Consider the following 14,155-nt stretch of genomic DNA (forward strand, 5'->3'; position numbering starts at 1 on the left):
GGTCAGGGCACCGGGACCGCGTCGAACACGGCGTCGACGATCGACTCGGGCGTCACGTCGTCGGCGAGCGCGTCGAACGTGCGGACCACCCGGTGGCGGAGCACGGCGTGGCGCAGCGCGCGCACGTCGTCCGGCGTGACGTGGCTGCGGCCGTCCCGCAGGGCGACCGCCTGGGCGACGCGCATGAGGGCGATGGACCCGCGCGGGCTCGCGCCCATGCGCACCAGCCGGTCGTGGCCGGGCACCTGCACGGGCCCGCGGCCGCGCGTGGTCGCGACGAGGTCGACGACGTACCGGCGGATCGACGCGTCGACGTAGACCTCGTCCACGCGGGCCTGCAGCCAGCGGACCTCGTCGAGCGTGAGCCGGTCGGCGTCGAGCGGGCGGGTCATGCGGCCGTCGGAGATGCGGTCCAGGATCTCGACCTCCTCCGCCGGCTCGGGGTAGTCGAGCACCTCCTTGAGCAGGAAGCGGTCCATCTGGGCCTCGGGGAGGACGTGCGTGCCCTCCTCCTCGATGGGGTTCTGCGTGGCGAGCACCATGAACGGCGTCGGGACCGGGTGCAGCTCGCCCGCGATCGTCGTCTGCTTCTCCTGCATCGCCTCGAGCATCGCCGACTGCGTCTTCGCGCTCGACCGGTTGATCTCGTCGAGCAGCACGACGTTCGCGTGCACCGGCCCGAGCTGCGTCGTGAACGTCGACGTGCCGTAGTTGAAGACCTGCGTGCCGACGATGTCCGACGGCATGAGGTCCGGCGTGCACTGGATGCGGTGGAACGACCCGGACACGGCGTGCGCGAGCGTCTGCGCGGCCGTCGTCTTGGCCAGGCCCGGGACCGACTCGAGCAGGATGTGCCCGCCGCACATCAGCGCCGTCACGAGCGACGTGCGCAGCCCCGCCTGGCCGACGACGCGCTGGTCGAAGACCCGGCCGATGCGTTCGGTGAGCGCGACGGCTCGGTGGAGGTCGCGGGAGGTGAGCGTGTCGCGGGGAGGCACGGGCCGGGAGGCTACCCCGCGGCCGGCCACCAGAGGCGCACCGCCGCGACCACCGCCGTGTCGCGGGGCGCGTGCGTGCCGGGCACGAGGGCGAGGGTCCACGGGCCGCCGAGGCCCGCGAGGTGCCTGGTCAGCTCGTCGGGCGTGCCGAAGGGGTCCTGCTCGCCGCTGACCGCCAGCACCGGCACCCGGACCTCGGGCAGGTGGGCCGTGCGCAGCCGGTCCGGCCGCCCGGGCGGGTGCAGCGGGTAGGACAGCAGCAGGAGCCCCGCGGCCGGCAGCCCCTCGGCGACGGCGACCGACGCCATCCGCCCGCCGAACGACCGCCCGCCGACGACGAGCCGGTCGGTGCCCACGCCGAGCTCGGCGGCGAACGCCTCGGCCTCCGCCCGGACGCGGTCGACGGCGGCCCGCCCGCGCGGCAGGTCGGCGCGGCGGACCGCGACGTGCGGGGACAGGGCCGCGTCGAGCGCGACGAGCGTCGCGTGGTCCCGCGTGGCGCTCGCGCCGGGGGTCAGGAGCACGCCGGCGACGTCGGCGGGCGCCTCGCCCGCGTGGACGACGCGGGGAACAGGGCTCGGTCGCACGGACCGACGATCCCACGTGCCGCGGTGCGCGGCCGGGTGCCCACCGGCGCCGGCGGTGCGCCGATGGGGCGAATCCGGTCGCGGGCGGGTGCAGGGCCTTTCTGCGCCCGCCCGCCGCCGATACGCTGCCGACCGCGTGCCCTCGGGCCGTCGACGAGGGAGGGGCGATGCCGCGCTTCAAGGTGGACCCGGACGGCCTGCTGCGGACCGTCGAGGCGCTGCGCGTCGCGAACGCCGGCATCGAGGCCGAGCTTGAGCGCCTGGACGCGCAGGTGCGCCGGCTGGACGACGCCTGGTCGGGCGAGGCGCGCGACGCGTACGCCCGGGCCCAGGCGCAGTGGCGCCAGGAGCTGGCGGGCATGAACAGGACGCTGGCCGACGCGGCGCGCCGCGCCGCGAACGTCTCCGCCCGGTACACCGCGACCCGCGAGGCCGTCGCCGCGCGCTGGAGCGGCGCGTGAGCGCGGCGGAGCAGCACGTGGGCGCGGCGGAGCAGGCCGAGCCCGTGCTGGCGCGCGTCGACGCGCTCGTCGCCCGTGGCCGCGCGCTCGAGGAGCGCACGCGCGCCGTCGAGCGCGAGATCGCCGAGATGCTGCCGGACACGGCCACCGACCTCGCGACCGCGACCTGCGACGAGCACGGCGTGCTGACGGCCCTGGCCTTCGCACCGGCCGCCGCCGAGGCCACGCCGCAGCAGGTCGAGGACGCGGTGAACGTCGCGATCGGGCGCGCCGCGGGCACGGCCGGCGTGCTGGGCGACGCGCTCGCGGCCGCCGTCCTCGGCGCGCTCGCGGGCGGCACGATGCCGCGGCCGACCGAGCACGTCGCGCTCGGCGGCGCGATCCGCGTCGAGGCGTTCCTCGGCCGTCCCGGCCGCGTCCACCTGCGCCCCGACCTCGTGGAGCGCACCGCCCTCACCGCCGTCGCGGAGGCGGTCGTCGCCGCCCACGCGGCCGCTGCCCGCGAGTCCGCACCCGTCCCGCCGGCCCCGGAGGTCTGACCCGTGTCCGAGATGGAGGTCGACACCGACGACCTGCGCAGCGACGCCACCGACTACTGGGACCCCTGGTCCGGCAAGGTGCTCGAGCTCGAGCGCGCCACCCGCGCGGCGTACAAGCCGCTCACCGCGGCGGACTGGTCGGGCATCCCCGGCGCGCAGGACGTGCGCGTGGCGTTCGAGCAGTTCCTCGGTGACGTCGCCGAGTTCCTGCACACGGGCTCCGAGGTGATGGAGGGCATCGCCCGCACGCTCCTCGAGGCGTCCGCCGACTACGTGAAGCTCGAGGACGGCAACGTGGCCGAGCTCGCCGAGATCCAGGCCGAGCTGGAGGCACTGCAGTGAGCTACGTCGACACCATCAAGGCGGTCGAGATGGCCAAGCTCCGGGGCGCCCGCGTCTCGGTCGAGACGCTGCGCGACGGGTGCGAGCCGCTCGTGCGCACGCTCGTCGACGTGTACCTCGGCACGTTCCCGCCGTTCCCCTTCAAGGACCGGGTGGCGGACGAGATCACCGAGCGGCTCGTCGGGGTCGTGCGGGAGTTCTGCGGCTACGTCCTCGAGGTGATCGCGTTCTTCGAGCAGCTCGTCGACTGGATCGGCAGCCCCGTGGCGCTGCGCGCGGCCGCCGACGCGCTCCTCGCCGACGTCGACAACCCGGCGAACGCGCTGCTCCTGCAGATCAAGGAGAGTGCGGTGCCGAGCCGCCACTCCTGGAACGACCCACCGGCCTCGGACGACTACGCCGACGCGCGGGAGGCGCAGCCGGGCGAGCTCGAGCGCCTCCTGCCGTTCATCGGGTCGATGCGCGAGATCCTCCGGGAGATGGCGAGCTCGATCGAGACGTTCTACATCGAGCTGACGATCGCGATCGTCGGCCTCGTCGGCGCGATCGCCGGCCTGGTCGTCACCATCGGCGCGGGTTCGACCGGCATCGGCCTGCCCGTCGCGGTCGGCACCGCCGTCGCGACGGTCGCGAGCCTGCTCGCCGCCATCGGCGGCATCGTCGCGCTCGCGGTCACGACCTCGCAGGTGCAGGGCGGGCTGCTCGACTCCGCGAAGGCGGGCTTCAGCCACACCTGGGCGAACCACGCGCAGTTCGCGACGGTGCGATGACGGCACGTCAGGTCAGGGTCCTGTCCGTCGCGCTCGCGGCGGTCGTCGCCGTGGCCGTCGCCGGACTCGTGGCCGCGCTCGTCGTCCTGCCGGCGGTGAACCGGGCGGACCCGCCGCCGCCCGTGCGTCCGGTCGTCGAGGCGTACCTCGCGGCCGTGGCCGACGGGGACGCCACGGCCGCGCTCGCGGTGTCGCGCGCGGACCAGGAACGGTTCGACGGCGCGTCGACCGGGCTGCTCGGCGACGACGTGCTGCAGGGCGCGCGCGAGCGCATCACCGACCCGCGCGTGGAGGCCGAGGACGTCCGGGGGACCGGGGCCACCGTCGCGGTCGGCTACACGCTCGCGGGGGAGCGTCAGCAGGCCGACCTGCGGCTGCGGTACGACGAGGACGCGGCGGAGTGGCACGTCGTCGACGGGCTTCTCGGCACGGTGCGCGTCGAGGGGCTGGGCGGCGACACCGTGCCGGTCGAGGTGGCCGGCGTGACGCCGGACCCGGGTGCCGAGTGCACCGGGGAGTGCGCGGAGACCGCCACCTACACGCTGTTCGCCGCGGTGTACGACGTGCGAGCCGACCTGTCCGGGTTCGAGGTGCACCCGCGGAACACGGAACCCGCCGAGCAGCTCGTGACCGTGGGTCCCGGCACGACGCAGAGCGTGCGCTACCTCGCCGTGCCGCAGGGCGACGACTGGCCGGTCGTCAACGGCAACCCCACGGACCCGAGCCCGGACGCGACGGACGGCTGACCGCCGCCGTCCGCTCGCCGGGTTACGCGTCGGTACGGTGGTCGCGTGAGCACGGAGGACGGGCCGGGGGCCGGGCGCGGACGCGTCGTCATGCAGGTGCGCTGGTCCGACGTCGACCTGTTCGGGCACGTCAACAACGCCGCGTTCCTGCGCTACCTGGACGACGCCCGGTTCACGCTGTTCCCCCGCATGGGCGTCGACGAGGCGGGGGCGATGACCGCGTCGCTGCTCGTCGTCGTCAAGCACGAGATCGACTACGTCGCGCCGCTGCGCTTCCGGCTGGCACCCGTCGTCGTCGAGGTGTGGGTGCCGCGGCTCGGGCGCTCGTCCGCGGACTTCGCCTACGAGGTGCTCGACGGGGACGGGCCGGACGCCGGCGTCGCGCTGCGCGCGCGCTCGCGGATGGTGCAGCTCGACCGCGCGACGCACACGCCCCGGCCGTTCACCGACGAGGAGCGCGCGACGTTCGCCCGGTACCCCGGGCCGGAGCCGGTGCTGCGCGGCTGGTGACGCTCACGCGGAGGCGAGGTGCAGCACCGCCGCGGTGAACGCCTGCAGCCCGGCCGCGACGTCCGCCGCGGCGACGGACTCGTCCGGGTGGTGGCTGATCCCGTCGGGGTTGCGCAGGAACAGCATCCCCACGTCCGTGAGGCCACCGAGCGACATCCCGTCGTGCCCCGCGCGGCTGAACAGGTGCGGCGGGTCCACCCGGCCGGTCGTCGCGACGCCCGCGGACAGCACGTCCCGCAGGCGGCCCGCGCACACGAGCGCCGGCGCCTCGTGCACGTCCCGGGCGTGCCAGGACAGGCCGCGGCGGCCGGCCACGGCCTCCACGTCGGCCCGGATCGCCGCCCAGGCGGCGTCGCGGACGTCGTCGTGCTCGGCCCGCAGGTCGACCGTCAGGACCGCCTCGCCCGGCACGACGTTGACGGCCCCCGGGAACGCCTCGAGCCGCCCGACCGTGCCCACGACGTGGTGGCGCGCGCGGCACACGCGCTCGACCGCGAGCGCGACCTCCGCCGCGCCGAGGAGCGCGTCGCGGCGCCGGTCGTACGGTGTGCCGCCCGCGTGCCGTGCCTCGCCCCGCACGCGCAGCTCGTACCGGCGGGCGCTCGCGACCGACGTGACGACGCCGAGCGGCTCGCCGGCGTCGTCGAGCTCGGGGCCCTGCTCGATGTGCGCCTCGAGGTAGCCGACGAGCTGGTCCGGGCGGCGCGCCGCGGCGCCGACGCGCCCGGGGTCGAGGCCGAACGCGGCGAACGCGTCCCGCAGCGCCGTGCCGTCGCCGTCGCGCAGGTCCCACCAGGCCTCGTCCCACCGCCCGCCGAACGCCGCCGACCCGAGCAGCGCCGTGCCGAACCGGGCGCCCTCCTCGTCCCAGAAGCCGGCGACCTCGAGCGCGAACGGCAGCGGTGCGCGCCGGCCCCGCACGAGCCGCACGACCTCGAGCGCCATGAGCACGCCGAGCGTGCCGTCGTAGCGGCCGGCGTCCCGCACGGTGTCGAGGTGCGAGCCGAGGACGAGCGCCGGGGCGTCGGGATCCGGCGCGTCGAGGCGGCCGCAGAGGTTGCCCGCCTCGTCCTGCCACGCGTGCAGACCCGCCTCGCGCATCCACCCGGCGACGACGCGGTTGACGCGGGCGTGCTCGGGCGAGAGGTACACGCGCTCGATCGCACCGGGTGTCGCCGAGTGCCGCGCCAGCGCGTCGCAGCGCGCCATGACCCGCGCGGCCGCCGCGTGCACGGCCTCCGCGGGCAGCACGGTCGGGTCGGGTGCCGGCACGCTCAGCCCTCCGCCCAGGCGTCGGCGGCCGCGTCCACGCCGCCGGACGGCGGCACGGGCACGCCCGCCCGGCGCAGCACGTGCTCGAGCGCGGCGAGCGTCGTCAGCACCGTGTCGAGCCGCGCGTTGACGCCCATCGTGCCGATCCGCCACACGCGCCCGCGCAGCGGCCCGAACGACGTGCCGATCTCGATGCCGAAGTCGTGCAGCAGCGCGCCGCGCACGCCCTCGCCGTCGACGCCGTCGGGGATCACCGGCGCGACGACGTTGTGCATCCGGTGCCCGAGGTCGCCGAACACGCCCAGCCCCAGGCCCCGCACGCCCGCGAGCATCGCGCGGCCGGCGCGCGCGTGCCGGTCGACCACCTTCTGCCGGCCCTCGTCGAGCAGCACGCGGGCGCACTCGTGCGCGGCGTAGAGCATGCTCGTCGCCTCGGTGTGGTGGTTCAGGCGCCGCGGCCCCCAGTAGTCGAGGACCATCCCGAGGTCGAAGTAGTTGGAGCCGATCGGCTCGCCGACGTCCTCGTCGTCGTCCTCGCGGATGCCCGCCTCCACGCGCCGGCGGCCGCGCACGACCTCCACCGCGCGGTCCGAGAGCGTCAGCGGCGCGCTGCCCGGCGGGCCGGACAGGCACTTCTGCAGCCCGGCCGTCGCGGCGTCGAGTCCCCAGGCGTCGGCCTCGAACGGGTTGCCGCCGAGCGACGCGGTCGCGTCGGTGTAGAAGAGCGCACCGTGCCGCGCGCACACGTCGCCGAGCTCGTCGAGCGGCTGGTTCATCGTCGTGGACGTGTCGCCCTGCACGACCGCGAGCAGGTGCGGGCGCACGCGTCGCACCGCCTCCTCGACGACCGACGTCGGGAACACCTGCCCCCACGTCGTGCCGATCGTGTGCACCTCCGCGCCCGCGCGCTGCGCGATCTCCGCGAGCAGGTGCCCGAACCGCCCGAACACCGGCACCAGGACGCGCTGCCCCGGCCGGACGAGGGACACGAGCGCCGCCTCGATGCCCGCGCGCGACGTGCCGTCGACCAGCAGCGTCGCGTCGTTGCGGGTCGCGAACACCTCCCGGTACAGCGCCTGCGTCTGCGCCATGTACCCCGTCATCACCGGGTCGTACTGCCCGACCAGGGGCGTCGAGAGCGCCCGGAGCACGCGCGGGTCGGCGTTGACGGGCCCCGGGCCCATGAGCAGGCGGGCCGGTGGGTCGACCGGTGCGGTCATCGGGGTCCTCCCGTGGTGGTGCGGTCGGCCGGCGCGGCCGCCGCCGTGGCGGCGGCGGCGGCTCGCGCGGGGACGGCTGTCGCGGCGGCGAGCCGGCGGCCCAGCGCGACGAGCGCGAGGTCGGTGCGCGGTGCGCCGACCAGGCAGACGCCGACGGGTGCGGGGCCGAGCGGCGACGGCACGGTGAGCAGCGGGACCGACAGCGCCGGGAGCCGGCCGACGGCGGCGGGCGCGGTCAGCCGCAGCGTGGCGGCGCGCACCGCGTCGAGCGCCGCCGGGTCGAGCGTGCGGGCGGGGGCCGGGCCCGGGGTCGTGGGCAGGACGAGCACGGCGTCGGCCACCAGCGCACGGACCCGCGCGCGCAGGCCGTCCAGTCGCTCCCGCGCGGCGCGCTCCTGCGCGGGCGTGACCTGCGCCGCCGTCGCGAACCGCCCCGCCACGGCCGCTCCCAGCGCCCCGGGGTGCGCGCGCACCCACGCGCCGTGCAGCCGCCACGCCTCGGCCGCCTGCACCGTGCGGAAGTCGGCGGCCCACGCGTCGAGGGGTCCGAGCGACGCCTCCGCGAGCGTGCAGCCGGGCAGCGCGGCCGCGGCCGTCCGCAGCCACGCGCGGAACGCCTCCGCCGTGCCGGGGTCGCACGCCTCGACGGCCTCGACCGGCACGACGAGCCGCGTGCCCGCGCCGTCCGTGCTGCCGTCCGTGCTGCCGTCCCCCGGGGCCGCGTCGTCGCCGTCCGCGAGGCACCACCGCACCACGCGCTCGAGCGTCGCGCCATCCCGCGCCAGCCACCCGACCGTGTCGAACGACGGCGCCAGCGGCAGCACGCCCTGGCGCGGCACCAGCCCGTGCGTCGTGCGCAGGCCCCAGAGCCCCTGATAGGACGCGGGCACGCGCAGCGACCCGGCCGTGTCGGTGCCGAGGCCCACGTCGGCCTGGCCGGTCGCGACCGCGCTCGCGGGCCCGCTCGTCGACCCGCCGGGCAGCGCGCCGGGCAGCGCACCGTTCGGCGGGGTGCCGTGGTGCGGGTTGTCGCCGGCGACGGAGTACGCGAGCTCGTCGGTGCGGGCGATGCCCCGCACGGACGCCCCGCCCTGCAGCAGGTCGAGCACCGCCGGCGCGTGGTGACGCTCGGGGGTCGCGCCGTCCAGCCACGTCGGGTTCCCCGCGCCGACGCGGTAGCCCTTGACCGCGACGACGTCCTTGACCGCGACCCGCAGCCCGCGCAACGGCCCGTCGTACGCGCCCTGGTACATCGGGTCGCCCACGGTGCGCCACACGGTCCGGTCGAAGGCGCGGGTGCGTCCCGTGACGTGCGCGGCGACGACGCGCCACCGGTCGGGGTCGCGGCGCCACACCTGCGTCTGCAGCCCGCTGCCCCCGCCGTCGTAGGCGTGCACGCTCACGAGCAGCCAGCAGTCGTCGGCGAGCCGGCGCGCCTCGAGCCGCCGCGTGGTGCGCGGGGCGACGCCGCCGCGCGTACCGCGGAAGGCCCGGATCGCGTCGGCGCCGACGAGCAGGCCGGCGGCGTCGCCGCGCAGCGTGGTGGGCTCGTCGGCGAACGCGTCGTCGAGCGCGGGCAGGTCGTCGGCGGCGAGCGCCCGCTCGTAGTCGTCGAGGGCCGCGCGCAGGTCGGCGGGCAGGTCGGCGGGTGGGTCGGCCGGCACGTCGGCAGGCAGGTCGGCGGGCACCGCGCGTGCCGTCGCCGCGTCCGCGGGGACGCGGCCCGCAACCGGGTCGGGCGTCACGCGGCGGGCCGGCCGTCGCCGGGGCGCGGCCGCGGCGCGGGGTCGGCGTCCGGGCCCCGGGCTGCGGTGGCGGCGGCGGGCGCGGGCACGAGCCGCCGGCCGTGGTCCGGCGCCACGACGGCACCCCGCGCGACGATGCGGTCGCCCCGCAGCCACACGGTGCGCACCGCGCCGGTGAGCGTCGTGCCGTCGTAGGGGCACACGGGGTGCCGGTGCTCCAGGCGGGTCGCGTCGACGTGCAGCGGGGCGTCGGGCGCGAACGCGAGCAGGTGCGCGGGCGCCCCGACCGCGATGCGGCCCGCGTCGGGCAGGCCCGCGACGCCCGCGGGGCCGGTGGTCAGCAGCGGCAGCAGCTGCGCGAGCGTGAGGCCCCGGGCGCGCGCGGCCGTCCACACCACCGGCAGCCCCAGCTGGAGCCCCGCGATGCCGCCCCACGAGCGGCCGAAGTCGCCGGCGTCCGGCGTCCCCGCCGGGGCGTCGGCGGGCACGCGCTTGAGCGCGGCGGGCGCGGGGGAGTGGTCCGACACGACGGCGTCGACCGTGCCGTCGGCGACGGCCTCCCACAGCAGGTCCTGGTTGGCGGCGTCCCGGATGGGCGGGCAGCACTTGAACTGCGTCGCGCCGTCCGGCACGTCCTCGGCCCGCAGCGCGAGGTAGTGCGGGCACGTCTCGACCGTCAGGGGCAGACCCTCGGCCTTGGCGGCGCGCACGAGCGGCAGGGTGCCCGCGTCGGACAGGTGCAGCACGTGCGCCCGCGCGCCGGTGCGGCGCACGCCCGCGACGACGCACGCGACGGCGGCGCGCTCGCCGGCGGGCGGACGGCTCGCGAGGAACGCCGCGTACGACGGGCCGAGCGCGCCGTCGGGGTGCGGTCCCGGGTGCACGTGCGCGGGGTCCTCGGCGTGCACGAGCAGGACGCTGCCGAGCGCGGCGACCTCGGTCAGCGCGGCCTCCAGCCCGGCCGGCGTCAGGTGGCCGAACTCCGGCACGCCGGACGGGACGAGGAACGCCTTGAACCCGCGCACGCCCGCCTCGTGCAGCGGCCGCAGGCGCCCGAGGTTCTCCGGCACGGCACCGCCCCAGAACGCGACGTCGACGCTCGTGCCGGACGCCGTGGCCGCGGCGAGCTTCGCGTCGAGCGCCTCGACGCTCGTCGTCGGCGGCACCGCGTTGAGCGGCATGTCGACGATGGTCGTCACGCCGCCCGCCGCCGCCGCACGCGTCGCCGAGGAGAACCCCTCCCACGCGGTGCGGCCCGGCTCGTTGACGTGCACGTGCGAGTCCACGAGCCCGGGCAGGAGCACCTCGTCGTCGGGCACGTCGCTCACCGCGGCGCCGTCGGGCACGGGGGCGTGCCAGGGGGCGAGCGCGGTCACCCGCCCCCCGGCCACGTGCACCTGGGCAGGCCGCAGCCCGCCGTCGAGCCACGTCCGCCGGGCACGGACGACTGCGGTGGGCTGCACGGGGGCCTCCTCGGGACGGGCGGGGCGCGGGCGCGGGACGGGCGGGGGACGGGCGGGCGACCGGTCAGAGGACGACGGCCGCCCGCGGCCGGGCGAGCGCGGGCAGCGCGGTGCCGGGGGCGATCGCGAACGGCGCGAGCAGCCCCGCCATCGCCTTGGGCGGCGGCGGGGCGTGCTCGCCGTGGCCGGCGGGCCGGGCGCCGATCGCGAGCAGCGACGCCGCGAACGTCGTCCCCGCGACGACCCCGTCGACGACCGGCACGCCGACCGCGGCCGCGATGTGCCCGGTGAACTCCGCCATGCCGGCGCACCCGAGCACGACCGCGTCGGCGTCGTCCTCGGCCACGGCGCGCACGCACGCCGCCGTGACCCGGGCGAGCGCGTCCGAGGCGGGGTCCTCGAGCGCGAGCACCGGCACCTCGCACGCGTGCACGCCGACGCAGGCGCCGGTCATGCCGTAGCGGGCGAGCAGCTCGTGCGCCCGGGGCACCGTGCGCGCGAGCGTCGTGACGACCGTGAACCGGCGGCCCACCATCGCGGCGGCGTGGAACGCGGCCTCGGCGAGACCGAGGACGGGCCCACGGGCGAGCTCGCGCGCCGCGTCCAGCCCGGGGTCGCCGAAGCACGCGAGCACGTACGCGTCCACGCCCTCCGCCTCGCCGAGGGCCACCTGCTCGAGCACCCCCGGCACGGCGAGCGCCTCCTCGTAGTGGCTCTCGATCGAGGCGGGGCCCATGGTGGGCTGCACGGCGTCGACGCGGACGCCGGGCAGGGTCGTCCCCGCCACCGCCCGGGCGGACCGGCCGACGAGGTCGGTCATCGCCCGGGTGGTGTTGGGGTTGATCACGCGCACGTGCACGGTGCCGCTCCCGTCGTCCGGCGCGTCAGGCCGGGACCGTGCCGCTGGTGACGGCCCGCTCGTCCCGCGTGCCGTCGGACACGTGCGGGTCGTCGGCGTCGAGCACCGGCATCTGCGGGTTGCGGCGCTCGAGCCACGTGAACACCGCGAACCCGAGCCCGCAGCCGATGAACCACGAGTAGCTCGCGATCCACGTGACGTCGACGAGACCGAGGTCGGCGACGAGCTTGGGCAGCACGGCCGTCCCGACCGCGACGAGGCCGGAGCCGACGACCGCCGCGACCGCGTTGCGGTTGTACCCGCGCGTGTAGAAGTACCGGCCGGTCGGGGACATCGTGAACATGTCGTCGACGTGCACCCGCTGCTTGCCGATGACGTAGTAGCCGGCGATGAGGATGCCGAACAACGGGCCGATGAGGGCGCCCAGGACGCCGAGCGTGTAGTGGATCGCGTCGTCGTTCGAGTACCAGTTCCACGGCGTCAGCAGCACGGAGCCGACGGCCGCGATCATGCCGCCCGTCCGCCACGAGATGCGCTGCGGGGACACGTTGGAGAAGTCGAACGCGGGGGAGATGAAGTTGGCGACGATGTTGATGCCGACCGTCGCGGTGACGAACGTGAGCCCGCCGAGCAGGATCGCGAAGGGCGTGTCGATGGCCTCGACCGTGCGGATCGGGTCGGTGAGGAGCTCGCCGAACACGGGCACGGTCGCCGACGCGCACACCACGGTCAGCAGCGAGAAGAACAGGAAGTTGATCGGCAGGCCGAGCAGGTTGCCCTTCTTCACCGCCGCGAACGAGCGTCCGTAGCGCGAGAAGTCGCCGAAGTTCAGCATCGGGCCCGAGAAGTAGGAGACGACGAGGGCGATCGCCGAGAACATCACGGGGATCGAGGCCGCGAACGACATCGGCTCACCGGTCGAGAGGTTGAGCGAGATGTTCGACCAGCCGGCCTCCGAGGCGAGGTAGATCGCCAGGACGATCATGACGACGTACACCGCGGGCCCGGCCCAGTCGATGAACCGCCGGATCGTCTCCATGCCGTTCCAGAACAGCGCCGCCTGCGCGCACCAGAGGATCGCGTAGGAGATCCACCCGAGCGCGTTCAGGCCCACGAAGGTCGGTGCCAGCAGCGCCTCGGCGCCGGGCACGAACTTGAGGAAGACGATGTTGAGCGACTCGGCCGCGAGGAACGTCTGCACGCCGTACCAGGCCACGGCGATGAGCCCGCGGATGATCGCGGGGATGTTCGCGCCGAGCACGCCGAACACGGCGCGGTTGATGACCGGGTACGGCACGGAGGTGCGCTGGCTCGGCTTGGCGACGAGGTTGCAGAAGACCTGCACGATGAGGATCCCGACGACGAGCGCGACCAGCACCTGCCAGCTCGCGATGCCGAGGGCGAACAGCGAGCCGGCCGTCACGTAGCCCCCGACGCTGTGCACGTCGGACATCCAGAACGCGAAGATGTTGTACGACGACCAGGTCTGCTTGCGCAGCGGCGCGAGGTCCTCGTTGGTCAGGCGCGGGTCGTACGTCACCTTGATCTCGCCCGCGCCGACCGGCATGCCGGCGGCCTGCACGAGGTCGTGGTGGTGGGCGCCGAGCGGTGCGGAGGGTGCGGGGTCGGCTGCCGGGGCCGTGGTGGCGAGGGGCGTGACGCCCGGGGGCGTCTCGGGCTGGGGAGCGGGCATGGGGTCCTCACACGGGCGTCGAGGCCTGGCGACGCGGGGGGCGTCGCGGGGCGGGCGGACCGGTACGGTGAAGCGGTCACTGCAGGCGATCGAGCTGGTGCGCGCAGTTGTGAACCTATTGCTTCACGCGCGCCGGTCGGTTTCGGCGCTGTGAATTTCCTGCTTCACGCGTGGGTCGTGACCGCGACGACCAGGACGGAGACCACCGGTGAGCAGCGGCGAGAGCACCGCCCCCGGCACCGCCGCCATCGGCACGGCCCCCGATGCGGCCGGCGACGACCCCGGACGGCTGCTCGCGCGGTTCGACACCGAGGAGCTCGGTGCGCGCCTGCGCGGTCTGCGCGAGGCCCGCGGCCTCACGCTGCGGGAGGTCGGCGCCCGCCTCGGCATCTCGGCGAGCGCGGTCTCCCAGATCGAGCGCGGCGTCCTGCGGCCGTCGGTCCACCGTCTGTTCGAGCTCGTCACGGCCGTCGACGCCACCCTCGTCGACGTCTTCGGCGGCGCGGACCGGCCCGAGGTCGAGCTGTCCGCACCCGTGCCCGACGGCTACGTCGTGCGCCGGGCCGTCGAGAGCGAGCAGGTCACGCTCGAGGGCGGGGTCGTCTTCCGCCGCCTGTCACCGGGCGTCTCGCGCGACGTCGACCTGTTCGAGTCGACGTACCCCCCGCACACCGTCGCGGGCCGCCAGCACCAGCTCGTCACGCACCGCGGCTACGAGATCGGGACCGTCACCCGCGGCGAGCTGACCATCGACTTCGCCGACGAGCGCGTCGTGCTGCGGCCCGGCGACACCATCTCCTACGCGTGCACGACCCCCCACCGGCTGAGCAACCGGTCCGACGACGTCACGGTCGCCACCTGGCTCATCGTGCACCCGGGCGCCGGGCCGTCGGCGGCGCCGGCGTGACGGACGCCGCACCGGCGCGCCCTGGTCGCGCCCGGCGTGCGCC

Annotated in this window: 15 protein-coding genes; 7 read left to right on the forward strand and 8 right to left on the reverse strand. The window is 76.3% G+C overall.

What is annotated here, in order from left to right:
* Positions 1-2: 2 nt before the first annotated feature.
* Both E5225_RS02030 and E5225_RS02035 read right to left on the reverse strand, forming a co-directional pair.
* Positions 3-998 carry an AAA family ATPase gene (locus E5225_RS02030; RefSeq protein WP_208012565.1) on the reverse strand — a complete coding sequence of 332 codons (996 nt, stop codon included), beginning with the start codon at positions 996-998 and terminating at the stop codon, positions 3-5.
* Positions 999-1,009: 11 nt separating this feature from the next.
* Positions 1,010-1,585: an alpha/beta family hydrolase gene (locus E5225_RS02035; RefSeq protein WP_135974057.1), complete on the reverse strand. Its 576-nt coding sequence runs from the start codon at positions 1,583-1,585 to the stop codon at positions 1,010-1,012.
* Positions 1,586-1,752: 167 nt separating this feature from the next.
* Between E5225_RS02035 and E5225_RS02040 the strand changes: the two genes are divergently transcribed.
* From E5225_RS02040 to E5225_RS02065, 6 genes are read left to right on the forward strand one after another with little or no spacing between them, the layout of a single operon-like run.
* Positions 1,753-2,046, forward strand: coding sequence for a WXG100 family type VII secretion target (locus E5225_RS02040; RefSeq protein ID WP_135974056.1), 294 nt, complete (start codon positions 1,753-1,755; stop codon positions 2,044-2,046).
* Positions 2,043-2,585 carry a hypothetical protein gene (locus E5225_RS02045; protein ID WP_135974055.1) on the forward strand — a complete coding sequence of 181 codons (543 nt, stop codon included), beginning with the start codon at positions 2,043-2,045 and terminating at the stop codon, positions 2,583-2,585. Before E5225_RS02040 ends, E5225_RS02045 begins: the two co-directional genes overlap by 4 nt.
* Before the next feature lie 3 nt (positions 2,586-2,588).
* Positions 2,589-2,927, forward strand: a complete 339-nt coding sequence (locus tag E5225_RS02050; RefSeq protein ID WP_135974054.1) for a hypothetical protein — start codon at positions 2,589-2,591, stop codon at positions 2,925-2,927.
* Positions 2,924-3,697, forward strand: a complete 774-nt coding sequence (locus tag E5225_RS02055; RefSeq protein WP_135974053.1) for a hypothetical protein — start codon at positions 2,924-2,926, stop codon at positions 3,695-3,697. Before E5225_RS02050 ends, E5225_RS02055 begins: the two co-directional genes overlap by 4 nt.
* Positions 3,694-4,443, forward strand: a complete 750-nt coding sequence (locus E5225_RS02060; protein ID WP_135974052.1) for a hypothetical protein — start codon at positions 3,694-3,696, stop codon at positions 4,441-4,443. The genes E5225_RS02055 and E5225_RS02060 overlap by 4 nt, the downstream gene beginning before the upstream one ends.
* 45 nt (positions 4,444-4,488) lie before the next feature.
* On the forward strand, positions 4,489-4,953 hold the full coding sequence (locus tag E5225_RS02065) for an acyl-CoA thioesterase (RefSeq protein WP_243738306.1): 465 nt from the start codon (positions 4,489-4,491) through the stop codon (positions 4,951-4,953).
* 3 nt (positions 4,954-4,956) lie between these two features.
* Here the strand turns inward: E5225_RS02065 and E5225_RS02070 are convergent, their stop codons facing one another.
* The 6 genes from E5225_RS02070 to E5225_RS02095 all read right to left on the reverse strand — a co-directional run bounded on the left by E5225_RS02070 (position 4,957) and on the right by E5225_RS02095 (position 13,205).
* Complete coding sequence (locus E5225_RS02070; RefSeq protein ID WP_279536559.1) at positions 4,957-6,225, reverse strand: allantoate amidohydrolase; 1,269 nt, start codon at positions 6,223-6,225, stop codon at positions 4,957-4,959.
* A gap of 2 nt (positions 6,226-6,227) precedes the next feature.
* A complete protein-coding gene (locus E5225_RS02075; RefSeq protein WP_243738305.1) occupies positions 6,228-7,445 on the reverse strand; it encodes a pyridoxal-phosphate-dependent aminotransferase family protein in 1,218 nt (405 codons plus the stop codon).
* Positions 7,442-9,133, reverse strand: a complete 1,692-nt coding sequence (locus E5225_RS02080) for an AtzH-like domain-containing protein (protein ID WP_244243676.1) — start codon at positions 9,131-9,133, stop codon at positions 7,442-7,444. The genes E5225_RS02075 and E5225_RS02080 overlap by 4 nt, the downstream gene beginning before the upstream one ends.
* 53 nt (positions 9,134-9,186) lie before the next feature.
* Positions 9,187-10,653: an allantoinase AllB gene (gene allB / locus E5225_RS02085; protein WP_136225277.1), complete on the reverse strand. Its 1,467-nt coding sequence runs from the start codon at positions 10,651-10,653 to the stop codon at positions 9,187-9,189.
* 64 nt (positions 10,654-10,717) lie between these two features.
* Positions 10,718-11,512 (reverse strand): aspartate/glutamate racemase family protein, encoded by a 795-nt coding sequence (locus E5225_RS02090; RefSeq protein WP_135974500.1) that lies wholly within the window; start codon positions 11,510-11,512, stop codon positions 10,718-10,720.
* Positions 11,513-11,537: 25 nt separating this feature from the next.
* Positions 11,538-13,205, reverse strand: coding sequence for an NCS1 family nucleobase:cation symporter-1 (locus E5225_RS02095; RefSeq protein WP_135974502.1), 1,668 nt, complete (start codon positions 13,203-13,205; stop codon positions 11,538-11,540).
* A gap of 208 nt (positions 13,206-13,413) precedes the next feature.
* Here E5225_RS02095 and E5225_RS02100 point away from each other — a divergent pair, with 208 nt between their 5' ends.
* Positions 13,414-14,112 carry a helix-turn-helix domain-containing protein gene (locus tag E5225_RS02100; RefSeq protein WP_243738350.1) on the forward strand — a complete coding sequence of 233 codons (699 nt, stop codon included), beginning with the start codon at positions 13,414-13,416 and terminating at the stop codon, positions 14,110-14,112.
* The last annotated feature ends 43 nt before the right edge of the window (positions 14,113-14,155 follow it).

It is taken from the genome of Cellulomonas shaoxiangyii (assembly GCF_004798685.1).
Lineage (GTDB): Bacteria > Actinomycetota > Actinomycetes > Actinomycetales > Cellulomonadaceae > Cellulomonas > Cellulomonas shaoxiangyii.

Bases quoted from the DNA above. Each gene is read 5' to 3' on its own strand.
- E5225_RS02040 (WP_135974056.1), top strand. From the start codon at position 1,753: ATGCCGCGCTTCAAGGTGGACCCGGACGGCCTGCTGCGGACCGTCGAG.
- E5225_RS02060 (WP_135974052.1), top strand. From the start codon at position 3,694: ATGACGGCACGTCAGGTCAGGGTCCTGTCCGTCGCGCTCGCGGCGGTC.
- E5225_RS02075 (WP_243738305.1), bottom strand. From the start codon at position 7,445: ATGACCGCACCGGTCGACCCACCGGCCCGCCTGCTCATGGGCCCGGGG.
- E5225_RS02095 (WP_135974502.1), bottom strand. From the start codon at position 13,205: ATGCCCGCTCCCCAGCCCGAGACGCCCCCGGGCGTCACGCCCCTCGCC.